The organism is Burkholderia sp. Ac-20349, from assembly GCF_017104865.1.
In the GTDB taxonomy this organism is placed as follows: Bacteria; Pseudomonadota; Gammaproteobacteria; order Burkholderiales; family Burkholderiaceae; genus Burkholderia; species Burkholderia aenigmatica.
The window spans coordinates 39,894-61,937 of the sequence record NZ_JAAGPM010000026.1 but is presented as its reverse complement, the minus strand read 5'-3'; the positions used below and the strand labels follow the sequence as shown (position 1 = coordinate 61,937).

The window sequence follows — 22,044 nt, the reverse complement described above, 5'->3', positions numbered from 1 at the left end:
TTTCGTTAACGCGTCGCCTGAGTCACGAAACGGCGTGCGTCATTCGTGACGCGGCAATCCGTTGTGCGCCCGATGGCGATCGCTCGCGTCAGCCGATCGATTCTCACGCGTGCGAGCCCACGAGCGAACGCAGGTACGTCGGCACTTTCGCCTTGGCCGTTGCCTGGACACGCGCCATGAGCGCGTGATCGATGCGGTTCAGCCCGTAAGTCCGCGCAATGTCGTGCTGCAACCGGCACCACAGGTGACCGGCCATCTCGGCATCGACCATCGCCCGGTGGGCGCGGCCCGATTTGGGCAACCGCAGCATATCCACCAGACTCGACAGGCGGTGACTTTGGGCATCCGGGTAGATACGTCTCGCCACGAGCATCGTGCATGCAAAGGCATGCTCGGCCGACATGCCGAGCAGCCCGAGTTCCGCCTGCCAGAACCGTTTGTCGAAGCCGGCATTGTGCGCGACGACCGCATGCTGGCCGACGAACGCTGCGGCTTCCTTCATGACTTTCGATGCCGGGGGCGCCGATGCAATCATCTCGTTCGTGATGCCGGTCAGCGCGACGACATCGGACGGTATGCGTCTGCCTGCATTCATCAGGCTCTGGAAACGGTCGACGACTTGTCCGTCCCGGAGCAGGATGACGGCGATTTCGGTCGCACGGTCGCCCATATTCGGCGAAAGTCCGGTTGTTTCGAAGTCCAGTACTGCGACGGTTTGCATGGTCGAATCCTGTTGCTTCACGCGGTGTCGTTGGAGTGGCCGAGAGGTTAGCATCTCCAGACCCGCGACAGGTTCGTTCAGCGCGGGAAACGACCATCCTTGCGGCGAGCGCCGACCCGATCCGCCATTGGCGCTGCGGGACGCACGGCGATGCAACAGGGTGTCGGCCGCCGACTATCGGCAGCCCATTGGTCCGCGCGTCATGCGGCCAGACCGTTTTCGCCTTCAACCATCCGGATCGGGCCCGTGGTTTGTCCCGCACCCTGCCTGATGCTGAACTCGATCAGATCTTCGTAAATCTCCCGTTGCCCGGCAGGCAGCACAGGCAGCAGCGTCTCGCGGCGCTTGTCCGCGTCGAACATCGATTCCACCAGCCATCCCGTCAGATAGACCGACGCCAGGCATCCGCCCGCGGTCGCGACGTTGCCGTGGCATACCAGCGGCTGGTTCAGCACGTCCAGCCCGAGTGCCTGCAAACCCTTGCGCGCGTCAGGATGCGTCGTGGCGCGACGCTCCGGCAGCAGCCCGAGCCGCTCGAGAATGAAGGCCCCGCCGCAGATCGATCCGACCAGCTGGCGCTCGGGATCGAGATCGAACGACGGCAGGAAGTCGGGATGGGCCAGTGCGGCCGGTACGCCTTCCTTGCCGCTCGAAAAGAGCACCGCGTCGGCGTGATTGGCATCGGCAAGCGGGCCGTGCGTCGGGATGGCCAGACCATGTGCGGAATGCAGCACCGGCTGCGCTCCCAGGATCCGGACGCGCCAGTCGCGGTTGTTGCGGCCGAGAATGTCCCACATCAGGAACAGGTCGACGTCGGTGAACCGGTCGAATGCGACGAGAGCGATGTCTTTCAAGGTGGACTCCATGCGTAGTGGCGGGCTGCCGGAAGCGGCGGCGGCCGTGATAGAGTTCGCAGCCTATCTGTCCATGCCGCACCATACACAGCCTGTATGGCGATGACGATGAGCACACTGACGCGAAACGACTGGATTGCAGCGGGCTTCGACGCCCTCGACGGGGAAGGGTATGCGGGCATTTCGGCCGAAAGCCTCGCGCGACGGCTGAACGTGACCCGCGGATCGTTCTATCACCACTTCCGCAATCGCGAGGATTTCGTCAGGACCTTGCTGACCGCGTGGGAGAGCGACTACACGGCACGCATGCTCGCGTATGCGGCAGACGGCCGCAGCGCGGGCGACACGCTGACGCGCTACCTGCACATCGCCGCGGAGAAGCGGCCCGGCCGTGAAATCGCGATTCGCGCGTGGGCGCTGCACGATCCGCTGGTGGCGGAATTCCAGCAGCGCGTCGATGCGACGCGCCTGGCATTCGCGGTCGAGACGTCCCGCCGCTGGGCCCGCATGCCGGGTGAAGCCGAGATCGTGGGGCAACTCGCGCATCTCTGCCTGATCGGCGGCCAGCAGGCCGGGCTGCGGCGCGATGCCGAGTGGTTCAACGGCTTCATGCAGCGCGCGTTTGCGGCCGTGGGAAACAGGCTTGCGCGGGGACGCGCGTAACGGTGCGATGCGCGCGATACCAGTGAAGCAGGGATGTCATGGGTATCGCGGCATCGAGCGCGCTCGGATGCGCGGGTGGGTCGTCGACGAAAGCGCACGACGCGAAGCCGCAAGCAGATGCCATGCGCTTGCGTGATACCGCTCAGGCTTGATCGCCCCCGCGATAACGCAGGTGAATCAACGGATAAGCGCGACCCTGTCCATCGAGCGCCGATCGTCCGGTGCGCTCGAAGCCGAGCCGTTCATAGAATCCCGCCGCCTGTTCGTTCTGTTCGTTGACGTCGGTCGACAGGTCGGGATGGCGCCTGAGTGCGTCCTCCACGAGCAGGCGTCCGATCCCCGCGCCATGATGAGCAGGATCGATGAACAGCGCTTCCATGTGACTGCCGTCGAGCAGCATGAAGCCGATCGCACGGTCGGTATCGTCGACGGCGAGATCGAGCGGTGCACCGGGCAGGAACGCGACGACTTCGGATTCGATCGCGCGACGGTCGTCGTCGCTCAGGAAGTGATGCGTGGCATCGACCGCGCCGCGCCAGATATCGAGCACGCGTGGGCCATCGGCCGGGGTGGATTGGCGGATTCTGATCATGATTTGATTTGTTGTTTTGGTCGCGATGCAGGCAGGTGGCCGGCGCCGTCAGGGTCCCGATCGGGCTGACTGCAGGGCGACTCGAAAAGTAAGCATTATGTCAGGTTGGGGCGCGACGCGTTTCGGCCAGGGCTGCCGCCCGTTCCACCGCCCGCCGCGCCACGTCCCGCACGCCCGCACTCATCGGCAGATCGTCACGATCGAGTTCGGCGAGATCGAACCAGCGCGCTTCGAGTGCGTCGTCACCCGCAACGGGCATGCCGCGCAGCCACTTGCACAACACGGCGACCAACACGTAATGCTGGCGCGGGCCGCCATTGGCATCGTGATCGAACGCATCCAGTGCGGTGAACACGTCCAGCGCTTCGACGTCGATCGCGGTTTCTTCGGCGATCTCGCGCACGGTGGCGCGCGTGACGGTTTCGCCCGCTTCGATCTTGCCGCCGGGAAACCCCCAGCAGCCGGCATCGGGTGGATTGGCGCGGCGAACCATCAGCACGTCGCGTTCGCGGAGGACAACGCCGATCACGGCGGGAACGGGGCGCACGATCGGCGCGGGTGACGAATCGGACATGATGGTTCTATGCGTCGAAGCGTGGGCAGGTGAGCGACGTCAGGCGACGATTTATCGCCCGTCCTCGGTACGCTGCTCGATCGCGCGGATCACGGCGACCATGTCGGCGGACCCATGCCCGGCCTGTTCGGTCTCGCCGTAAAGCGCGTGGCAGATATCGAGCAGCGGCGACGCGATGCCGATGCTGCGCGCCGACTCGGCGACGAGGCGCGCATTCTTCAGCACGTCGGTGATCGCGGCCTGTACGGAGAAATCCGCCGCGACGAGTTTGCCGATCTTCACGCGCGACACGTCGCTCGCCATCGGGCCGGCATTCAGCACGTCGGCGAAGCGGGCGAGATCGATGCCGTGGCGCTGCGCGAAATGCGTGGCTTCGATCAGGCCGGTGACCATCGTGATCAGGAACAGGTTGACGGCGAGCTTCATGGTCAGCGCCGACGGCACCTCGCCGCAGATGAAGCTGTCGCGGCATAGCGGCTTCACGAGCGGGCGAACCGCGTCGACGTCGTCCGGCGCACCGGCCAGCATCACGACGAGCTGGCCTGCTTCGGCCGGCTTGCGCGACCCCGACACGGGTGCCTCGACGTAGCGGCCCGACGCGGCCGCGATCTCGTCGGCCAGCGCGCGCGCGTATTCCGGCGACGTGGTGCCCATGTTCACGATCACGTGGTCGCCGACGCGACGACTGAAGTCGGGCGTGCCGCGCCCGAGGACGGTGTCGATCGCGGTGTCGTTCGCGAGCATCAGGATCACGGTGCGGCAGGCTGCGAACACGTCGTCGGCGTGCTCGGCGATGCGTGCGCCGGCGTCGCGCAGCGCGTCGTCGCTGCCGTGGGAGCGGCTCCATGCGACGAGCGGCGTGCCGGCCCGCGCGAGATTGAGCGCCATCGGCGTGCCCATCACGCCGAGGCCGATGAATCCGACTGCCGTTTGCATGTCCTGACTCCCGCTGTGAGTGGAGACGATCGTGGCCGTCAGTATCGCAGCGTTTTCGCTCGCGTGTCGGCGATGCCGCGCGCGTCGCGCAGGAAGCGGTTCTAGCGAGGCGACGGTGCTGTGGGCATGCCGGCCAGATACGGCCACGGATAGATGCCGCGTGCATGGCCGTCGCCAAACGCGAGACGGATACCGTAGCCGGCCGGTTCCACATCGTCCAGCGTGAGGCCGGGCTGCACGTCGACCCGGCCGCCGTCGTACCGGATCCGACGGCATTCCGCACACGGGCAGCCGCTGCGCAACTGCGCATAGCCGATGCGCTGCGTGTCGCCGTCCGGCCAGCGCAGCGTCAGCGCGCGTGCCGGATGATCGAGCACGATTTCGGTCGGCACGATCATCGCGAATCCTCGTCGATCTGCCGGATCGCGATCCGCACGGCCTTGCGAACCTCGGGGTCGCGATCCTCCAGTGCGGTGTGCAGCGCGGGCAGGGTCGTGCGCTCGCGCAGTTCGCCGAGCGCGAGCGCGGCCTCCTTGCGCAGGTTGCCGATCGCATGCGTGAGCAAGGCGGCGATCGCCGGGGCGGCGGTGCCGTCGCGCAACTGGCCGAGCGCACGGACGGCGCGCAGGCGTACCTGCCAGTAGTCGTCGTCGAGCGCGGCGACGAGCGGTGCGCTCGCAGCGGAGATCCGCAGCTTGCCGAGTGTCGCGGCCGCTTCCTCGCGCACTTGCCACGCGGGGTCGCGCAGTGCGGCGAGCAGCGCCGTCGCGACGGGCGCGTCGCCGGGCGCGGCGAAGCCGAGCGCGCCGACCGCCGCACGTCGTACGTCCGCATCGGTGTCGGCCGTCGCGACGCGCGCGAGCGGCGGCAACGCATGCGCATCCTTGAGCCAGCCGAGCACCGCGACGGCCTCGGTGCGCACGGCGGCCGCGTCCGCATCCAGCGCGTGCAGCGCGGGCGACAACGCATCGGGGTCGCGCAGTTCGCGCAAGCCGCGCAGCACGGCGCCGCGCACGAACGGTTCCGGGCGGTCGGCCCAGCGACGCAGCACGGCGCCCGATGCGGCGTCCTTCAGTTCGGACAGGCTTTGCGCGGCGGTGGCGCGTACACCGTCGTCCGGATCGAGCAGCGCGCCGCACAGTGCGTCGACGACATCGGGCTGCTCCCACGCGCCGAGCACGCGGGCGGCTTCGCCGCGGACGTCGGCCGACGCATCGTCGCGCAGTGACGCGACGAATGCGGGCACGCAGTCGGGATCCTCGAGATCGGCGAGTTCGAGCAGTGCGATGCGGCGCACGGACGCGTCGGGCGCGGCGAGGCGGGCGACGAGTGCGGCCAGGTCGGGATCGTGCGCGCCGGGCAGCGGGGAAGCGAAGGCAGAGGCGGTCATGGGTAAACGGTCGGGGGAGGGTGAGAGCCTGCCGCGCGCACGATCAGCGCAGCAGGTACGGGATGTCGACCTTGACCGCGCCGGTCGGGCAGTCGCGCTCGCACGGCATGCAGTACCAGCACTCGTCGAACTGCATGTAGGCCTTGCCTTTCGTCACGTCGATCGCGAGCAGGTCGAGCGGGCACACGTCGACGCAGACGGTGCAGCCCTTGTCGGCGATGCACAGATCCTCGTCGATCGTGACGGGCGCGCTGCTGCGCAGGAAGATGTCGTGCGGCGTATGGGGCACGGTTGGGCTCCTCAGAGGACGGCCGCGGGCGCGGCCGGTTCGCGGATGCGCAGATGCGCGTAGGCGCTGCGCTCGTCGTCGGCGAGCGGCACGACGTAGGGTTCGACCGCTCGCTTCTCGCTGCGCATCGCGCCGTCGGCGCCCTTGCGCAGCCACGTGTGGCAGAACCACTCGGCGTCGTTGCGCTGCGGAAAGTCGACGCGATGGTGGTACAGCCCCCAGCGGCTCTCGGTGCGGAACAGCGACGCGCGCGCGGCCATTTCCGCACAGTCGCGGATCGCGCGCACCTCGGCGGCGCGCATCAGTTCATGCGGATGATCGGCTTTGATCGATTCGATATCCTCAGTAATGGAATCGAAACGTTGCAGCCCGATTTCCATCTTGCGCGTCACCTTCGGCGGCTGCAGATAGTCGTTCACCATGCGACGCAGCTTGTACTCGACCTGCGCCGGCGCCAGGCCGCGCTCGCGCAGCAGCGGGGCAAGCACGCGGGTGCGCTCGGCGGCGACCTGTTCGTCGTCCACCGGCGCATGCGCGCGGCCGGCCACGTAGTCGGCCGCATTCTGCCCGGCAAACCAGCCGTACGTAAACGCACCGAGCATGTAGTTGTGCGGGACGGCCGCCATGTCGCCGGCCGCGTAAAGCCCCGGCACGGTCGTCTCCGCGCGAGCGTTCACGTACACGCCGGATGCGCTGTGGCCGCTGCAGAAGCCGATCTCGGAGATGTGCATCTCGACCATCTGCTGCCGGTAGTCGGTGCCGCGCCCCGCGTGGAAACGGCCGCGGCTCGGCCGTTCGTTCGTATGCAGGATCTGCTCGATGGTCTGGATCGTTTCTTCCGCGAGATGGTCGAGCTTCAGGAACACCGGGCCGTTGCCGCTTTGCAGTTCCTGGTAGAACTCCCACATCATCTGGCCGCTCCAGTAATCGCATTCGATGAAGCGTTCGCCCTTGCCGTTCGCGGTGAAGCCGCCGAGCGGGCCCGTCACGTATGCGCACGCGGGGCCGTTGTAGTCCTTGATCAGCGGATTGATCTGGAAGCATTCGAGGTTCGCGAGCGCGGCGCCCGCGTGATAGGCCATCGCGTAGCCGTCGCCTGCGTTGGTCGGGTTCTCGTAGGTGCCCATCAGGTAGCCGGACGCCGGCAGGCCGAGCCGGCCGGCCGCGCCGCAGCAGAGGATCACGGCCTTCGCGCGGATCACGTGGAACTCGGCCGTGCGGCAGTCGAAACCGAGCACGCCGCTCGCGCGGCCCTGCGCATCGGTCAGCACGCGCGTCGCGACGATCCGGTTCGTGATCGCGATGCGTGCGCGCTTCAACTGCCGGTAAAGCACCTTCTTGATGTCGTGGCCTTCGGGCATCGGCAGCACGTACGCGCCCATGTGATGGACCTTCTTCACCGCGTAGTCGCCGGTGCCGTCCTTCTCGAACTTCACGCCCCAGCGGTCGAGCTGCTCGATCGTCGCGAAGCTGTGCCGCGCATACGCATGCACGGCTTCCTGGTCGACGATCCCGTCGTTGGCGATCGTGATCTCGCGCGTGTACTGCTCGGGTGTCGCGTGCCCGGGGATCACCGCATTGTTCAGGCCGTCCATCCCCATCGAGATCGCGCCGCTGCGCTTCACGTGCGCCTTGTCGAGCAGCAGCACGCGCAGCGACGGGTCGCGCTCCTTCGCCTTGATCGCCGCCATCGGGCCAGCGGTGCCGCCGCCGACCACGACGATGTCGTATTCGAGCACATGAGTAGTCATCGTTGTGTCCTTGCTGGTTTGCGCGGTTTCTGGCGGTCGATGCGCAGCCGGTACTGGAAGGCGTCGCCGCGGAAGTACAGGTATTCGAAGTCGATCGGTGCGCCGGATGCGTCGTGCGTGAGGCGCTCGATGCGCAGCACGGGGCTGCTTTCCTCGACATGCAGCGCATCGACGATCTCGTCGTCGGCGAGGATCGCGTCGATCGACACGTCCGCATGGCCGAGCGGGATGCCGCAGTCGTTTTCCAGGACCAGGAAGATGTCGCGGGTCGCGAGATCGGCGCCCGCGAGGCGCTTGCCGACGGCTTCGGGCACCCAGGTCTGTTCGAGCGACACCGGCTCGCGATTCAGCAGCCGCACGCGATGAATCTCGACGAGCGGCGCACCTTCGGGCACGTTCAGCTTGGTCGCGAGATGGCGGTCGGCCTTGACGGTGCGGAAACTGCGCACCTGGTTGACGATCTCGTAGCCCATCGACGACATCGCCTCGGCGAAACCCTGCAGCGACGTTACGTTCTGGAACGCCTTCGGCTTCGACACGAACGTGCCCTTGCCATGCAGCTTGAACAGCAGTCCTTCCTTCTGCAGATCGCCGAGCGCCTGGCGCACCGTGATACGGCTGACGTCGAACGTGGCGCAGAGTTCGTGCTCGGAAGGCATCCGGCTGTGCGGCGCATAGGTGCCGTCGAGAATCCGCGTGCGCAGGGTGTCCTTGATCTGCACGTAGAGCGGGGCCGCCGACAGTGGCACGACGTTGGGTGAAGTCATCGGTCAACTTGTTATGACAAGATCGCTCGAGTGTAGTCAGCGTGATCGCGGGTCCCAACCAACGATTTCTGATTTGAACTTTCCGATTCCGGAAAAGCACGCTGGCAGGGGACAGACCGACCGGACGATCCGCCGGTGCGGGCAGGGCGGATCGGCGGACCATAAATAATTCGCCGGCGCGTGTTCCCCGCCTGTCGATTTCCCGATGCGTCGGCCGTCGTATCCATGTCGACCGGACATGGCGCCATGCGGGTGGCACCCGGTCCCGGGCATTGCCGTAACGAAAAGGAGGCACGCCATGCCGGATTCCCGATACCGCTGGGTGATCGTCGCCGCAGGCGGCCTGATGGGCTGCATCGCGGTCGGCGCGATGTTTTCGCTGCCGGTGTTCCTGCGTGCGATCGCACGCGACACCGGCTGGTCGATGACCGGCATTTCCGGCGCGATGACGCTCGGCTTCATCGCAATGGCCTTCGCGAGCATGGGGTGGGGCAGCCTGTCGGATCGCATCGGCACGCGCCCGGTCGTCATGACGGGCGCCGTCCTGCTGTCGGCGAGCCTGGCGCTGGCGAGCCGCGCGCCGTCGCTGCTCGCGTTCCAGCTGACTTTCGGCCTCGCCGTCGGCGGCGCGACGGCCGCGATATTCGCGCCGATGATGGCGTGCGTGACCGGCTGGTTCGACACGCACCGCAGCCTGGCGGTGTCGCTCGTGTCGGCCGGGATGGGGATGGCGCCGATGACGATGGCCCCGCTGGCCGCGTGGCTCGTGTCGGTGCGCGACTGGCGCACGTCGATGCTGCTGATTGCGGTGCTGGCGGCCGTCGTGATGATTCCGGTGTCGCTGCTGGTGCGCCGGGCGCCCGCGCTCGACGGTGCGCCTGCCGCCCCGGTTGCCCCTGCACCGGCGGACGAACCTGCGGCGATGTCGGTCGTGGATGCGTTGCGTTCGCCGCAGTTCATCGTGCTGCTGCTGACCAACTTCTTCTGTTGCGCGACGCATTCGGGCCCGATCTTCCATACGGTCAGCTACGCGGTGACGTGCGGGATTCCGCTGATCGTCGCGGTATCGATCTACAGCGTCGAAGGCCTCGCCGGCATGGGCGGCCGGATCGTGTTCGGGATCCTGGGCGATCGCATCGGCGCGAAGCGCATGCTGGTGGCCGGGCTGCTCGCGCAGGCGCTCGGTGCGCTCGGCTATGACTTCGTGCGCACGCTCGACGGGTTCTACGTGATCGCGACGCTGTTCGGCTTCGTCTATGCAGGCGTGATGCCGTTGTATTCGGTGCTTGCGCGCGAGAATTTTCCGCAGCGGATGATGGGCACGGTGATCGGTGGCTGCGCGATGGCCGGCGGCCTCGGCATGGCCGCGGGGCCCGTCGCGGGCGGCCTGATCGTCGATGCGTCCGGCAGCTACCGCTGGCTCTACATCGGTTCGTGCGCGATCGGCATCGGCGCATGCCTGATCGCATGGATGTTTCGTCCGTTTCCGCAAGCGCGGCCAATGCGGGCAGCCGCATGACCGTGGTTCGACCATGCGTCGAGTATCGTGCGGGGTACGGTAACTGATCAGGATAGCGAACGATGTGCCGCGCTAGTCGTGCGAGCCGGCCCGGAACACGCTGCGCAATTCGTCGTGGTTGTGCACGTTGAGCTTGCGATAGATCTTGCGCACGTGATCGATGACCGTGCTGTTGCGCAGCGCGAAGCCGCTCGCGATCTCGCTGTGAGAGCGGCCGAGCACGAGCTGCGTGCAGAGTTCGCGCTGGCGTTCGGTCAACCCGAATTCGAAGCCGAGCCGTTCGATCTCCAGTTCGAGCGGCGGAAAATGTTCGATGTAGATCACGATCGAGAAATCGCGCTGCACGGGGCGTGCGTCGGCGAGGCGATAGGCCTTGAAGCGAAAGCGGCCGGCGGTATTGCGGCGCTCGAGCGTCGCGGGTGGCGCAGGGTGTCCGCGCCAGATCCGGTTGACGTTCGACAGCAGCGGGGCGAGCCAGTCCGGCAAGTGGTCGTGACGATAGAACGCGAGCGGTTCGCCGGTCGCGAGCGACAGCATCCGGATGCTCTCCGTGTTGTGCAGCAGGAGCCGGCCGGCGCCATCGACGACGACGATCGCGGACAGGCTGCCTTCCGCCTCGTGCAGCGGCAGTTGCGCGGGCCGCGACAGCGCGTGCGCGAGATGTCTGGCGACGGGTTCGATGTCGCGATGATTCTTTTCCGAGAACGGACGACTGCCCGGCGCGCGTGACAGCTGCAGGCTGCCCCAGCCTCGCGTGCCGTCCGTCGCGGTCAGTTCGAGACAATGACGCATCGAGGTCGGCTGCCACAGGTCCGCATACATCTCGCTCGACAGCAGCTCGTCGTCGTAGTGCGCGCTGTTGACGAAGCCGCGGCCGCGGCGCATCGCGTCGGAGAACGTGACGCCGAGCACCTCCTGCCGGGCGGTGTTGTGCACGTTCATGAAGTACGACGGCAATACCGTGTAGACCGTGTCGTTCTCGCTGTAGACGTCCGACAGCGCGTAGTGCTCGTCGGCGTAGAAGAACATGCCCCAGTCGGCACCGACGATGTGCCGTGCGGCTTCAATCACATGAGGAATGACGAGGCGCGGCTCGACGCCGAGCGAACAGAGTCGTCGAATGTGACTCGCCAGCGCGACGTGCTTGTCGGACATGAAGACGCTCCTCGAGCGTGCATCGGACTCGCGCGCCGCATCGTGGTGACGTGGCCGATTGCACATGCGCCGTCCTGTCTGTCCAGCTTAGACGCCCAACATGACAACGACCGAAATTACCCCCTTTCAAGGGGGCGTCAAAGCGGCACGTGGTTTCTATCATTGCTCCATTCCGGTTGTATTCACGTGACGAACATGCCGTTGCATTCGGCGTGCGGCATTCGTCCGATGCAACGTGAATGCAACCGGAATATCCGATTCGCGATGCGGCGGGACGCACGAGCCACACAACTCGAAACGCGCAATGTGGCCGCAGCACGAAATCGCGCATGTCGATGCGCCAGCCCCGGGGGAAACAGAGGGATTGCCAGCAAGGATCGACGTTGCGTGCACGCCGGATACGACGGCACGCGAGCAGGACGTCGAAGTGCGCGGACGGCGGAAGCCGGCGCCGCCCGCGTCGTTGGGGGGTATTGCAGCTTCATGTGAGGTGCCACGATGAAGACCATGTACAAGGCGGCGCTGGCCGCAATCTGCGTGCTGGGCGCGGTGGGGCTCGCGCAGGCGCAGGAAGAGAGCGCGCCGACGTCGACGCCGCCGTCCGATGCCGCGATCAGCGCGACGTCGATGGGCAGCATGCCCGGCGCAGGGTCGCAGGCGGGGAGTCCGACCGCGCTCACGCGAGCGCAGGTCCGGAACGAACTGCTGCGCGCGCAGAAGTCGGGCGAACTCGATCGGCTCAACAATCAGTTGTACAACGGACAGTAGCGGCGGACGTGACGACGCGGCCGTCGCGAAACGGCTGCGTCGACGACGGCGCCGGGTATCGGCGGCGTGCGAAAATGGGGTGCGACCATGCATGGCCACGAGCCGGCATGGTCTTAAACGGGGTTGGAACAACGCTCGCGCAAGCACGGCGCGAGCGTGTCGTCAATGGCATATCGAGCATTCGTTCGAAGTGCCTGTCACACGTGCGTCACCCTGCTAGAATTCGGCTGCCGCATTGTTTCGATTGACCGATGAGATTGCTTGACGCCCTGGTCGAACAACGTATTGCCGCTGCTGCCGCGCGGCGCGAGTTCGACGATTTGCCGGGTACCGGCGCGCCACAGGCGCTGGATGACGACCTGCTCGTACCCGAGGAGGTGCGGGTGGCCAACCGTATCCTGAAGAATGCGGGCTTCGTGCCGCCGGCTGTCGAGCAATTGCGCGCGCTGCGCAACCTGCACGACGAAGTGCAGGCGGTCAGCGACCGTGCCGCGCGGTGCCGGCTGCAGGCGAAGATCCTCGCGCTCGACATGGCGCTCGAATCGCTGCGCGGTGGCCCGATGGTGATGCCGCGCGACTACTGCCGGCGCATCGCGGAACGCCTGTGCGAGCGCGGGCTCGACGAAGCGTCCGCCGAAGCGGGGCCGATGTGACGTCCGACGCGCTGCACGACGCAGCCGGGTCGGCGGCCGCTCCGGCGGCCGAATCTACCGCCGATTCTCCCGTTCCCGTTCCCGAAGCTGCGCCCGTATCGGCGCGCGATCTGCATTTCATGCGTCTTGCGCAGGCCGCCGCCGAAGAGGCGCGCGCGGCCGGCGAAGTGCCGGTCGGTGCGGTGCTCGTGCGCGGCGACGAAGTGATCGCACGCGGCTTCAACCATCCGATCGGCGGGCACGACCCGTCGGCCCATGCGGAAATGGCCGCGCTGCGCATGGCCGCGCAGCATCTGCAGAATTACCGGATGCCCGGCTGCGAGCTGTACGTGACGCTCGAGCCGTGCCTGATGTGCGCGGGCGCGATCATGCATGCGCGCATCGCGCGGGTCGTCTACGGCGCCGCCGACCCGAAGACGGGCGCCTGCGGCAGCGTGATCGACGCGTTCGCGAATCCGCAGTTGAATCACCATACCGAAGTGACCGGTGGCGTGCTCGCCGACGAGTGCGGTGCCGCGTTGAAGTCGTTCTTCGCCGAGCGCCGTCGTGCGTTGCGCGAAGCACGGCTGGCCCGCGACGCCGAAGCCGGCACGTCATAGGCGCGCCCGCCGCGCGCGTCGCCCGGCGCGAGCCGGGCGTCCACGGTTCCGTGAACCGGAGACGGTTCAGGCCCTCTAAGCAGGTTTGACGACCCGACACCCTTCGCCATGTCCTTCCAGCCCGCCGCGTCCTACACCATCCGCCTGCTTGCGCCGTCCGGCTATCCGCACGACCCCGACGCGATCAATCGCGCGCTCGAGCGCCTCAGCACCGCGCAGCACCGCGTCGAGAACATCGAGGCGACACAGCGGCGCTTCCAGCGGTTCGGCGGCACCGACGGCGAGCGGGCGGGCGACCTGAACCGCCTTGCCGATCCCGAACGGCCGCTGCCGGACATCGCGCTCGCGGTGCGCGGCGGTTACGGTGCCGCGCGCATCCTGCACGGGCTCGACTATCGCGGGCTCGAACGCAGGCTGCGCGACCAGCCGGTCGCGCTCGTCGGTCACAGCGACTTCACGGCACTCCAGCTCGCGCTGTACGCGAAGGCGCGCATCAAGACGTTCGGCGGCCCGATGCTGTCCGCCGACTTCGGCGCTGAAACGCCGAGCGATTTCACGATGCAGCACTTCTGGCAGACGCTGACGCAGCCGAGCACGACGATCATCGCCGAAGCGCCGCAGGTGCAGACCGTCAACGTGACGGGCACGCTGTGGGGCGGCAACCTCGCGATCCTCACGTCGCTCGTCGGCACGCCGTACATGCCCGACATCGAAGGCGGCATCCTGTTCATCGAGGACGTCAACGAGCAGCCGTTCCGGATCGAACGGATGATCTATCAGCTGCACCTGTCGGGGCTGCTCGCGCGCCAGCAGGCGCTCGTGCTCGGCCAGTTCACCGGCGCGCGGCCGTTCGAGTACGACAACGGCTATGACATGCAGGCGATGATCGAGCAGGTGCGCGCGGTGGTGGGGATTCCGGTCGTCACGGGGCTCCAGTTCGGCCATGTGCCCGACCTGCTGACGCTGCCGTTCGGCGCGCAGGCGCAACTGGTCGCGAATGCGCACGGTTTCCGGCTCACGCTGTCGGACTATCCGCATCTCGGCTGAGGCGGGCGCGATCGAGCGAAAGGCGGGTTTCCCGCCTTTTTCTTTATGTAAGTACGCAACTAACGGTCTATATTTTTCGTCGACACCAACAGGGCCCGCACCGGATCTTGCACCAGTTTTGTCAACAAAATGGCCGGAAGGGTATACGACGAGAAGGGCCTCTGTCGTGCGTATTGGCCTTGTCGTGCCTGGATTCGGCGCATCGTGCACCGAACGGGGTCGCATCGATGCACGCCGATTGTGCGCAATGCCGGAAAAGAATTGTTGACAATCTTTATGTCCGCCCTAGGATGAGGATCATCACACGATGCCGATCATGAACGAGCCCGAATCCCACCCGTCCGGTGCAGCCAGTCCCGAAGCGATCGCCGAGCGGATCCGCACGGCGATCCTCGAGCATCGGCTCGCGCCCGGCGCGAAGCTGACGGAGGCGCAGCTCTGCGATGTGTTCAACGTGAAGCGCGGGGCGATCCGCCAGGCGCTCGCGCAGCTCGCAACCGACAAGCTGGTCGATCTCGAGCCGAACCGCGGTGCGTTCGTCGCGAGCCCGACGCTGCAGGACGTGCACGAGGTGTTCGAGATGCGCCGGATCATCGAGCTTGCCGTGGTCGAGCGGCTCGCGACCGGGCCCGGCGCGAAGCGGCTGAAAGGGGTTGCCGCGCTGATCGAGAAGGAACGCAAGGCGTTCGAGCGGCACGACTTCGCCGCCTGGATCCGCCTGTCGGGCGAATTCCATACGACGCTTGCCACGCTGATGGGCAATGCGACGCTCAGCGAGTGCCTCGAAGGGCTCGTCGCACGCTCGACACTGATGTCGGCGCTGTACGAATCGCACGGGCGCAGCCCGTGCTCGTGCGACGACCACGACGAGATCCTCGGCGCGCTGGAGGCGGGGGATCCGAAGCGGGCGGTGACGCTGATGGCGCACCACCTGCAGCATGTCGAACTGAAGATGCTGGACCGGCCCGCGCAAGGGCAGGTCGATTTGCGCGAAGTGTTCGGCGGCGCCTGAGCGGCGACGCGAACCCGGCCGCGCGCCACAAGAACGAGCGAAATGCAGGCCCGCGGTGTTTGCCGCGGGCCGCTGGTCCGACTCCGGGCGTCGATCCGGAGCGATATCGATGACGGTGGAGCGGCCGCGCGGCCGCGTCAAGGAGAAGTCATGGCTCAGTTCAGTGTGGCGCACGACAGCGCCTATCCGGCGGAAGAAGGCGGCGAGGGCGACGACCCGGCACTGCCGAATGGTTACAGTGAACGTCTGTACAACGAAGATTTGGCACCCCTGAAAAATCAGACATGGGGTTCGTACAACATCTTCGCGTTCTGGATGTCGGACGTGCACAGCGTCGGCGGCTACGTGTTCGCGGGCAGCCTGTTCGCGCTCGGGCTGACGAGCTGGCAGGTGCTGATCGCGCTGATCGTCGGGATCGGCATCGTGAACCAGCTGTGCAACCTGATCGCGCGGCCGAGCCAGCAGGTCGGCGTGCCGTATCCGGTCGCGTGCCGCGCGACGTTCGGCGTGCTCGGCGCGAACGTGCCGGCCGTGATCCGCGGGCTGATCGCGATCGCGTGGTACGGCATCCAGACCTATCTCGCGTCGAGCGCGCTCGTGATCGTCGTGCTGAAGTTCTTCCCGCAATGGCTGCCTTACGCGGACGTCCACCACTACGGCTTTCTCGGGCTGTCGGCGGTCGGCTGGGCCGGCTTCATGCTGCTGTGGGTGCTCCAGGCGTTCGTGTTCTGGAACGGGATGGAGACGATCAAGAAGTTCATCGACTTCGCGGGGCCGGCCGTCTACGTCGTGATGTTCATCCTCGCCGGCTACATGGTGTGGCGCGCGGGCTGGCGCAACATCGGCATCAATCTCGGCGGCGTGAAGTACCACGGCGCGGAAGTGATTCCGGTGATGATCACGGCCGTGTCGCTGGTCGTGTCGTACTTCTCCGGGCCGATGCTGAACTTCGGCGACTTCTCGCGCTACTGCCGCTCGTTCGGCGAAGTGAAGCGCGGCAATTTCTGGGGGCTGCCGGTCAACTTCCTCGCGTTCTCGCTGGTCACGGTGATCACGACGGCCGCGACGCTGCCCGTGTTCGGCGAGCTCATCACCGATCCCGTCGAGACGGTCGGCCGCATCGACCATCCGACCGCGGTGATCCTCGGTGCGCTGACGTTCACGATCGCGACGATCGGCATCAACATCGTCGCGAACTTCGTGTCGCCCGCGTTCGACTTCTCGAACGTCGCGCCGCGCCTGATCAGCTGGCGCGCGGGCGGGATGCTCGCGGCCGTTGCGTCGATCTTCATCACGCCGTGGAACCTGTTCAACAACCCGGCCGTGATCCACTACACGCTCGACGTGCTCGGTGCGTTCATCGGCCCGCTGTACGGCGTGCTGATCGCCGACTTCTACCTCGTCAAGCGCGGCCGGCTCGTGCGCGACGACCTGTACACGATGTCGGAAAGCGGCACGTACTGGTACACGGGCGGCGTGAACCGCCGCGCGCTCGCCGCGCTGCTGCCGGCCGCGGTGATCGCGATCGTCTGCGTGATGGTGCCGGGCTGGCAAGGCGTCGCGAACTTCTCGTGGTTCATCGGCGCGGGGCTCGGCTTCGTGTTCTACCGGCTGCTCGTGAGAGCGAAGGCCTGAGGAGCGTGCGATGAAGATCCGACTGATCAATCCGAATACGACGCAGCGGATGACCGACGCGATGGGCCGCTGCGCGCGCGACGTCGCGGCCGCCGGCACGGAGATCGTGGCGGTGAGCCCGCCGATGGGCCCGCCGTCGATCGAAGGCTATTACGACGAGGCGCTCGCGACGCCGGGGCTCCTCGCCGAGATCGCGCAGGGCGAGCGCGACAGCTGCGACGCGTACGTGATCGCGTGCTTCGGCGATCCGGGCCTCTACGCGGCGCGCGAGCTCGCGCGCGGGCCGGTGATCGGCATTGCCGAGGCCGCGATGCATGCGGCGAGCGTGCTCGCGCCGGGCTTCTCGGTCGTCACGACGCTCGCGCGCACCTGCGGGATGGCGTGGCACCTCGCGGAGCGCTACGGGATGAAGCGCTTCTGCCGCAACGTGCGCGCAACCGACGTCGCCGTGCTCGAACTCGACCGGCCGGGCTCGGCCGCGCGCCGGATCATCGTCGACGAATGCCGGCGCGCGCTCGACGAGGACGGCGCCGACGCGATCGTGCTCGGTTGCGCGGGGATGGCCGAGTTCGCGCACGAGATCGAGCAGCAGATCGGCGCACCGGTGGTCGAGGGTGTCACGGCGGCCGTCAAGTGGGCCGAGGCGCTCGTCGCGCTGCGCCTCGCGACCGCGAAGCGCGGCGACTACGCGCGGCCGCTGCCGAAGCGCTATGACGGCGCATTCGCCCGCTTCAGCCCGCCGGACGGGGATGAGGCGGAACCGGTCCCGAATTTGCCGCAACCGCACATACACACCGTCTGACACGCACTATCTGCGCCGCTGTATGGGCGCGTATGGGCGTTTTCGCTACACTGGGCCGTCATCGCATCGGCTTGCGCAGCCGGGCTCCGGCCCCCGCGCAGTCGATGCGAACCCATTATTTCAGCGAGCTTTCGCCGCACTTCGAACCATGTCACTCGATCCCAACTATCCTCGCGACCTGATCGGCTACGGCCGCCATCCCGTTCAGGCGAACTGGCCGGGGCGCGCCCGTGTCGCCGTGCAATTCGTGCTGAACTACGAGGAGGGCGGCGAGAACTGCGTGCTGCACGGCGATCCGGGCTCCGAGCAATTCCTGTCCGAAATCGTCGGCGCGGCCGCGTATCCCGACCGCCACATGAGCATGGAGTCGATCTACGAATACGGTTCGCGGGCCGGCGTATGGCGCATCCTGCGCGAATTCGAGAAGCGCGGAATGCCGCTGACGGTATTCGGCGTCGGCATGGCGATCGAACGCCATCCGGAGCTCGCGCGCGCGTTCGTCGAGCTGGGCCATGAAATCGCGTGCCACGGCTGGCGCTGGATCCACTACCAGAGCATGACGCCGGAACTCGAGGCCGAGCACATGCGCCTCGGGATGGAAGCGATCGAGCGCGTGACGGGCGAGCGCCCGCTCGGCTGGTACACCGGCCGCGACAGCCCCAACACGCACCGCCTCGTCGCCGAATACGGCGGCTTCCTGTACGACTCCGACAACTACGGCGACGACCTGCCGTTCTGGATGGACGTCGACGTGTCGGGCGGCAAGAAGTCGCCGCAGCTGATCGTGCCGTACACGCTGGACACGAACGACATGCGCTTTGCGACGCCGCAGGGCTTCAACACCGGCGATCACTTCTTCGACTACCTGCGCGACGCGTTCGACGTGCTGTACGCGGAGGGCGACGAAGCGCCGAAGATGCTGTCGATCGGCATGCACTGCCGGTTGCTCGGCCGGCCGGGCCGGTTCCGCGGGCTGCAGCGTTTCCTCGATCACATCGAGAAGCACGATCGCGTATGGGTGACGCGCCGTGTCGATATCGCGCGTCACTGGCGTGAACATCATCCGTATCAGCCCAATCATCGAAACGAAGGGAAAGCATGAAGGCGATGCGCTACACGTTGGATCAACTGAACACGATGGCGCCGAGCGCATTTGTCGCGGCGCTGTCGGGGATTTTCGAACATTCGCCGTGGGTGGCCGAAGTCGCTGCGGGCGAGCGTCCGTTCGCGAGCATCGACGCACTGCACAAGACGATGTCGGGCGCGGTGGAAACGGGCGGCGAAGTGCGCCAGCTCGCGCTGATCAACGCTCACCCGGAGCTGGCCGGCAAAGCCGCCGTGCGTGGCGAGCTGACGGCCGAGTCGACGCGCGAGCAGAGCGGCGCGGGCCTCGACCAGTGCACGCAGGAAGAGTTCGACAAGCTGCTGACGCTGAACCGCACGTATCGCGAGAAGTTCGGCTTCCCGTTCATCCTCGCGGTGCGCGGCTATGACCGGCACGGCATCATCGCGAACTTCGAGTCGCGCGTGAATCACTCGCGCACCGAGGAGCTGCGCGCGAGCCTCGACCAGATCTACCGGATCGCGCGCTTCCGCCTCGACGACCTGATCGACGCCTGACACCGCAATACGGCCTGCTGCGTCGCAGCGGCCTGATCGCATCACTGAAACAAGGAAACATCATGGCTGTTCCGCTTCTCGATCCCAACGCCCCCGACTTCACGCGGCGCTACGTGAATCTTGCCGACCCGCGTCTCGGTGCGCAGGCGCTCGAAGCCAGCGACGATTTCTTCGCGCCGAAGGATCGGATGCTGAACCCCGAGCCGGCCGTCTTCATCCCCGGCAAGTACGACGACCACGGCAAGTGGATGGACGGCTGGGAAACGCGCCGCAAGCGCACGACGGGCTACGACTGGTGCATCGTCAAGCTCGCGCGCCCGGGCGTGATCAAGGGCTTCGACATCGACACGAGCCACTTCACCGGCAACTTCCCGCCGGCCGCATCGATCGAGGCCGCGTTCGTGGCCGACGGCGCGCCGACGCATGCGACCGAGTGGGTCGAGATCGTGCCGTCGACGACGCTGCAGGGCAACAGCCATCACTATGTCGAAGCGAGCGACGCGCGTGCGTTCACGCACCTGCGCGTGAACATCTACCCGGATGGCGGCATTGCACGCCTGCGCGTGTACGGCCAGCCGCAGCTCGACTGGGCCGGCGCGAGCGCGACCGAGCAGTTCGATCTCGCGGCGATGGAAAACGGCGGTTACGTGGTGGCCGCGAACAACCAGCACTTCGGCGTCGCGTCGAACCTGCTGCTGCCGGGCCGTGGCGTGAACATGGGCGACGGCTGGGAAACCCGCCGCCGCCGCGAACCGGGCAATGACTGGGCGATCATCGCGCTCGCGCAGCCGGGCGTGATCCGCAAGATCGAAGTCGATACCGCGTTCTTCAAGGGCAACTATCCGGACCGCTGCTCGATCCAGGCCGCGTACGTGTCGGGCGGCACGGACAGCTCGCTGATCACGCAGTCGATGTTCTGGCCCGTGCTGCTCGGCGAACAGAAGCTGCAGATGGACAAGCAGCACTACTTCGAACACGACATCGCGTCGCTCGGCCCCGTCACGCACGTGCGACTCAACATCATTCCGGACGGCGGCGTGTCGCGCCTGCGTCTGTGGGGGACGCTCGACAAATGAAGACGCTTGCCATCGAACCGCTGACCAAGGAAGCGTTCGCGCCGTTCGGCGACGTGATCGAAACGGAAGGCGCGAAGCAGATCCCGATCAACCTCGGCACCACGATCCGCTTTCACGATCTCGCGAAAGTCGACGTGACCGATGAAGACGGCCGCACGCTCGTCAACCTGTTCCGCGGCCAGCCGCGCACGCTGCCGTTCGAAGTGAAGATGCTGGAGCGGCACCCGCTCGGCAGCCAGGCCTTCGTGCCGCTGAACGACCAGCCGTATCTCGTCGTCGTGGCGCCCGCGGGCGATCTCGACCCGGCGAAGATCCGCGCGTTCGTGACGAGCGGGTGGCAGGGCGTCAACTATGCGAAGGGCGTGTGGCATCACCCGCTGATCGCGCTGGGCGGCGTCAGCGACTTCATCGTCGTCGATCGCGGCGGTGACGGCCTGAACCTGAACGAACAGGACCTGCAGGAATCGCTGTGGCTCACCGACGAAGCGCTGCACGCGCTGACGGCCTGAGTCGCCGGCGTTTCTGCTGGCGTCTGACGAAACCCGCGCATGATGCGCGGGTTTTTTTATGCACGGTCGATGCGGCGCGATTCAGGTCGCCGCGGTTTTGCGCGTGTCGCGCGAGCTGCCGACGCGGCGCCGCCGGTTGGTGACCGGCGCATGCTGCGCCATCAGCTCGGCGACCCAGTCGATGAAGACGCGCAGCTTCGCGCTGACGTGCCGGTTCGGCGGGAACGCGACGTACATCGGCATCGGTTCGAGCTGCCATCGCTCGAACAGCGGCACGAGTTCGCCGCGGGCGCGATGCGCGCGGGCCATGTAGTCGGGTAGCCACAGAATGCCCAGCCCGGCGAGGCCGGCCTCGAGGTACGCATTGCCGTCGTCGACCGCGAGCACGTAGCGGCCGCGCACGGTGACCTGATCGCCGTCGCATGCCATCGCAAACGGCAACGCCTTGCCGGTGCGCGCCCACAAAAAACCGACGATCCGGTGATGGGTGTCTTCCAGCTCGTCCGGATGCGTCGGCGTGCCGGCGCGGGCGAGATAGGCCGGCGACGCGTACACGCCGAGCCGCAGGTCGCCGACGCGCCGCGCGACCAGCGCGCGGTCGGTCGGCTCTCCGCCTCGCACGACGCAGTCGACGTTCTCGCCGATCACGTCCACGACGCGGTCGCTCACGCCCATGTCGAGCTGGATGTCCGGATAGCGCGCATGGAATGCGGGCAGCGCGGGGATCAGGATCAGGCGCGCGAACGGGCTCGGCACGTCCACGCGCAGCCGCCCCCGGGGCGACGCGGACGCCGCGGACAGGCTCGTTTCGGCATCGTCCATGTCGGCCAGCAGCCGCACGACGCGGTCGTAGTACGCGGCGCCGTCGGCGGTAACGACGACCTTGCGCGTCGTACGGTTGAACAGCTTCACGCGCAGCCGCGCTTCGAGCTGCTGCACGAGTTGCGTGATGGTGGTGCGGCTCATGTGCAGCGTGTCGGCCGCCTTCGTGAAACTGCCGGCTTCCACCACGCGGGCGAACGCCTGCATTGCGTCGAATCGATCCATCGGGTCAGGGCTCCGCGTCGGTCGGAATTGTTTGGGACGTGCAAACAGTGTTGGACAGGGTTGCC

The 22,044-nt window shown here is 66.9% G+C and carries 25 protein-coding genes; 13 read left to right on the top strand and 12 right to left on the bottom strand.

From position 1 onward, the window contains the following. Positions 1-103: 103 nt before the first annotated feature. Positions 104-721: a 3'-5' exonuclease gene (locus tag G3N61_RS12130; RefSeq protein ID WP_089450826.1), complete on the bottom strand. Its 618-nt coding sequence runs from the start codon at positions 719-721 to the stop codon at positions 104-106. Positions 722-921: 200 nt separating this feature from the next. After that, positions 922-1,587, bottom strand: coding sequence for a DJ-1/PfpI family protein (locus tag G3N61_RS12125; protein ID WP_205822498.1), 666 nt, complete (start codon positions 1,585-1,587; stop codon positions 922-924). Positions 1,588-1,683: 96 nt separating this feature from the next. Here G3N61_RS12125 and G3N61_RS12120 point away from each other — a divergent pair, with 96 nt between their 5' ends. Beyond that, the gene (locus G3N61_RS12120; protein WP_089451016.1) at positions 1,684-2,238 is read left to right on the top strand and encodes a TetR/AcrR family transcriptional regulator; all 555 of its coding nucleotides are present in this window, start codon (positions 1,684-1,686) and stop codon (positions 2,236-2,238) included. Between the two features lie 142 nt (positions 2,239-2,380). Here G3N61_RS12120 and G3N61_RS12115 read toward each other — a convergent pair whose 3' ends face one another. The 8 genes from G3N61_RS12115 to G3N61_RS12080 form a co-directional block, all read right to left on the bottom strand. Next, on the bottom strand, positions 2,381-2,830 hold the full coding sequence (locus G3N61_RS12115; protein ID WP_205822497.1) for an acetyltransferase: 450 nt from the start codon (positions 2,828-2,830) through the stop codon (positions 2,381-2,383). Positions 2,831-2,930: 100 nt separating this feature from the next. After that, positions 2,931-3,404 (bottom strand): NUDIX hydrolase, encoded by a 474-nt coding sequence (locus G3N61_RS12110; RefSeq protein WP_205822496.1) that lies wholly within the window; start codon positions 3,402-3,404, stop codon positions 2,931-2,933. Positions 3,405-3,455: 51 nt separating this feature from the next. Next, positions 3,456-4,340 carry an NAD(P)-dependent oxidoreductase gene (locus G3N61_RS12105; protein WP_205822495.1) on the bottom strand — a complete coding sequence of 295 codons (885 nt, stop codon included), beginning with the start codon at positions 4,338-4,340 and terminating at the stop codon, positions 3,456-3,458. 101 nt (positions 4,341-4,441) lie between these two features. Beyond that, positions 4,442-4,738 (bottom strand): DUF971 domain-containing protein, encoded by a 297-nt coding sequence (locus tag G3N61_RS12100; RefSeq protein WP_205822494.1) that lies wholly within the window; start codon positions 4,736-4,738, stop codon positions 4,442-4,444. Further along, complete coding sequence (locus G3N61_RS12095) at positions 4,735-5,730, bottom strand: HEAT repeat domain-containing protein (protein WP_205822493.1); 996 nt, start codon at positions 5,728-5,730, stop codon at positions 4,735-4,737. The genes G3N61_RS12100 and G3N61_RS12095 overlap by 4 nt, the downstream gene beginning before the upstream one ends. Before the next feature lie 43 nt (positions 5,731-5,773). Next, positions 5,774-6,019 (bottom strand): ferredoxin family protein, encoded by a 246-nt coding sequence (locus G3N61_RS12090; protein WP_043190913.1) that lies wholly within the window; start codon positions 6,017-6,019, stop codon positions 5,774-5,776. Between the two features lie 11 nt (positions 6,020-6,030). Continuing rightward, on the bottom strand, positions 6,031-7,770 hold the full coding sequence (locus G3N61_RS12085) for a fumarate reductase/succinate dehydrogenase flavoprotein subunit (protein WP_205822492.1): 1,740 nt from the start codon (positions 7,768-7,770) through the stop codon (positions 6,031-6,033). Then, positions 7,767-8,537, bottom strand: a complete 771-nt coding sequence (locus G3N61_RS12080; RefSeq protein WP_205822491.1) for a GntR family transcriptional regulator — start codon at positions 8,535-8,537, stop codon at positions 7,767-7,769. Before G3N61_RS12080 ends, G3N61_RS12085 begins: the two co-directional genes overlap by 4 nt. Positions 8,538-8,835: 298 nt before the next feature. Between G3N61_RS12080 and G3N61_RS12075 the strand changes: the two genes are divergently transcribed. After that, on the top strand, positions 8,836-10,056 hold the full coding sequence (locus G3N61_RS12075; protein WP_089450817.1) for an MFS transporter: 1,221 nt from the start codon (positions 8,836-8,838) through the stop codon (positions 10,054-10,056). 72 nt (positions 10,057-10,128) lie between these two features. On the opposite strand, the gene G3N61_RS12070 is transcribed toward G3N61_RS12075, so the two are convergent. Next, on the bottom strand, positions 10,129-11,211 hold the full coding sequence (locus G3N61_RS12070; RefSeq protein ID WP_089450816.1) for a LuxR C-terminal-related transcriptional regulator: 1,083 nt from the start codon (positions 11,209-11,211) through the stop codon (positions 10,129-10,131). 498 nt (positions 11,212-11,709) lie between these two features. On the opposite strand from G3N61_RS12070, the gene G3N61_RS12065 reads away from it, so the two are divergent. The 11 genes from G3N61_RS12065 (at position 11,710) to G3N61_RS12015 (ending at position 20,932) form a co-directional block, all read left to right on the top strand. After that, positions 11,710-11,979: a DUF4148 domain-containing protein gene (locus tag G3N61_RS12065; RefSeq protein WP_043187966.1), complete on the top strand. Its 270-nt coding sequence runs from the start codon at positions 11,710-11,712 to the stop codon at positions 11,977-11,979. 251 nt (positions 11,980-12,230) lie between these two features. Further along, positions 12,231-12,632: a DnaJ family domain-containing protein gene (locus tag G3N61_RS12060; RefSeq protein WP_043187968.1), complete on the top strand. Its 402-nt coding sequence runs from the start codon at positions 12,231-12,233 to the stop codon at positions 12,630-12,632. Continuing rightward, positions 12,629-13,231, top strand: coding sequence for a tRNA adenosine(34) deaminase TadA (gene tadA, locus G3N61_RS12055; RefSeq protein ID WP_051890211.1), 603 nt, complete (start codon positions 12,629-12,631; stop codon positions 13,229-13,231). Before G3N61_RS12060 ends, tadA begins: the two co-directional genes overlap by 4 nt. Positions 13,232-13,339: 108 nt before the next feature. Continuing rightward, the gene (gene ldcA / locus G3N61_RS12050) at positions 13,340-14,278 is read left to right on the top strand and encodes a muramoyltetrapeptide carboxypeptidase (protein WP_175023870.1); all 939 of its coding nucleotides are present in this window, start codon (positions 13,340-13,342) and stop codon (positions 14,276-14,278) included. Between the two features lie 307 nt (positions 14,279-14,585). Beyond that, positions 14,586-15,290, top strand: a complete 705-nt coding sequence (locus G3N61_RS12045) for a GntR family transcriptional regulator (protein ID WP_174967387.1) — start codon at positions 14,586-14,588, stop codon at positions 15,288-15,290. A gap of 150 nt (positions 15,291-15,440) precedes the next feature. Then, the gene (locus tag G3N61_RS12040) at positions 15,441-16,925 is read left to right on the top strand and encodes an NCS1 family nucleobase:cation symporter-1 (protein WP_205822490.1); all 1,485 of its coding nucleotides are present in this window, start codon (positions 15,441-15,443) and stop codon (positions 16,923-16,925) included. A gap of 10 nt (positions 16,926-16,935) precedes the next feature. Beyond that, on the top strand, positions 16,936-17,727 hold the full coding sequence (locus G3N61_RS12035; RefSeq protein ID WP_205822489.1) for an aspartate/glutamate racemase family protein: 792 nt from the start codon (positions 16,936-16,938) through the stop codon (positions 17,725-17,727). 148 nt (positions 17,728-17,875) lie between these two features. Then, positions 17,876-18,829, top strand: coding sequence for an allantoinase PuuE (gene puuE / locus G3N61_RS12030; protein WP_043187981.1), 954 nt, complete (start codon positions 17,876-17,878; stop codon positions 18,827-18,829). After that, the gene (uraD, locus tag G3N61_RS12025; protein WP_043187984.1) at positions 18,826-19,347 is read left to right on the top strand and encodes a 2-oxo-4-hydroxy-4-carboxy-5-ureidoimidazoline decarboxylase; all 522 of its coding nucleotides are present in this window, start codon (positions 18,826-18,828) and stop codon (positions 19,345-19,347) included. Before puuE ends, uraD begins: the two co-directional genes overlap by 4 nt. A gap of 62 nt (positions 19,348-19,409) precedes the next feature. After that, entirely contained in the window at positions 19,410-20,423 is a 1,014-nt protein-coding gene (alc, locus tag G3N61_RS12020) for an allantoicase (RefSeq protein WP_043187987.1), read from the top strand. Then, positions 20,420-20,932: an ureidoglycolate lyase gene (locus tag G3N61_RS12015; protein ID WP_043187989.1), complete on the top strand. Its 513-nt coding sequence runs from the start codon at positions 20,420-20,422 to the stop codon at positions 20,930-20,932. The genes alc and G3N61_RS12015 overlap by 4 nt, the downstream gene beginning before the upstream one ends. 81 nt (positions 20,933-21,013) lie before the next feature. On the opposite strand, the gene G3N61_RS12010 is transcribed toward G3N61_RS12015, so the two are convergent. Further along, positions 21,014-21,979: a LysR family transcriptional regulator gene (locus G3N61_RS12010; protein WP_205822488.1), complete on the bottom strand. Its 966-nt coding sequence runs from the start codon at positions 21,977-21,979 to the stop codon at positions 21,014-21,016. Between the last annotated feature and the right edge of the window lie 65 nt (positions 21,980-22,044).

Coding starts and splice junctions, on each gene's coding strand:
- G3N61_RS12130 (WP_089450826.1), bottom strand. CDS start 721: ATGCAAACCGTCGCAGTACTGGACTTCGAAACAACCGGACTTTCGCCG.
- G3N61_RS12125 (WP_205822498.1), bottom strand. CDS start 1,587: ATGGAGTCCACCTTGAAAGACATCGCTCTCGTCGCATTCGACCGGTTC.
- G3N61_RS12120 (WP_089451016.1), top strand. CDS start 1,684: ATGAGCACACTGACGCGAAACGACTGGATTGCAGCGGGCTTCGACGCC.
- G3N61_RS12115 (WP_205822497.1), bottom strand. CDS start 2,830: ATGATCAGAATCCGCCAATCCACCCCGGCCGATGGCCCACGCGTGCTC.
- G3N61_RS12110 (WP_205822496.1), bottom strand. CDS start 3,404: ATGTCCGATTCGTCACCCGCGCCGATCGTGCGCCCCGTTCCCGCCGTG.
- G3N61_RS12105 (WP_205822495.1), bottom strand. CDS start 4,340: ATGCAAACGGCAGTCGGATTCATCGGCCTCGGCGTGATGGGCACGCCG.
- G3N61_RS12100 (WP_205822494.1), bottom strand. CDS start 4,738: ATGATCGTGCCGACCGAAATCGTGCTCGATCATCCGGCACGCGCGCTG.
- G3N61_RS12095 (WP_205822493.1), bottom strand. CDS start 5,730: ATGACCGCCTCTGCCTTCGCTTCCCCGCTGCCCGGCGCGCACGATCCC.
- G3N61_RS12085 (WP_205822492.1), bottom strand. CDS start 7,770: ATGACTACTCATGTGCTCGAATACGACATCGTCGTGGTCGGCGGCGGC.
- G3N61_RS12080 (WP_205822491.1), bottom strand. CDS start 8,537: ATGACTTCACCCAACGTCGTGCCACTGTCGGCGGCCCCGCTCTACGTG.
- G3N61_RS12075 (WP_089450817.1), top strand. CDS start 8,836: ATGCCGGATTCCCGATACCGCTGGGTGATCGTCGCCGCAGGCGGCCTG.
- G3N61_RS12070 (WP_089450816.1), bottom strand. CDS start 11,211: ATGTCCGACAAGCACGTCGCGCTGGCGAGTCACATTCGACGACTCTGT.
- G3N61_RS12065 (WP_043187966.1), top strand. CDS start 11,710: ATGAAGACCATGTACAAGGCGGCGCTGGCCGCAATCTGCGTGCTGGGC.
- G3N61_RS12060 (WP_043187968.1), top strand. CDS start 12,231: ATGAGATTGCTTGACGCCCTGGTCGAACAACGTATTGCCGCTGCTGCC.
- ldcA (WP_175023870.1), top strand. CDS start 13,340: ATGTCCTTCCAGCCCGCCGCGTCCTACACCATCCGCCTGCTTGCGCCG.
- G3N61_RS12045 (WP_174967387.1), top strand. CDS start 14,586: ATGCCGATCATGAACGAGCCCGAATCCCACCCGTCCGGTGCAGCCAGT.
- G3N61_RS12040 (WP_205822490.1), top strand. CDS start 15,441: ATGGCTCAGTTCAGTGTGGCGCACGACAGCGCCTATCCGGCGGAAGAA.
- G3N61_RS12035 (WP_205822489.1), top strand. CDS start 16,936: ATGAAGATCCGACTGATCAATCCGAATACGACGCAGCGGATGACCGAC.
- puuE (WP_043187981.1), top strand. CDS start 17,876: ATGTCACTCGATCCCAACTATCCTCGCGACCTGATCGGCTACGGCCGC.
- uraD (WP_043187984.1), top strand. CDS start 18,826: ATGAAGGCGATGCGCTACACGTTGGATCAACTGAACACGATGGCGCCG.
- alc (WP_043187987.1), top strand. CDS start 19,410: ATGGCTGTTCCGCTTCTCGATCCCAACGCCCCCGACTTCACGCGGCGC.
- G3N61_RS12015 (WP_043187989.1), top strand. CDS start 20,420: ATGAAGACGCTTGCCATCGAACCGCTGACCAAGGAAGCGTTCGCGCCG.
- G3N61_RS12010 (WP_205822488.1), bottom strand. CDS start 21,979: ATGGATCGATTCGACGCAATGCAGGCGTTCGCCCGCGTGGTGGAAGCC.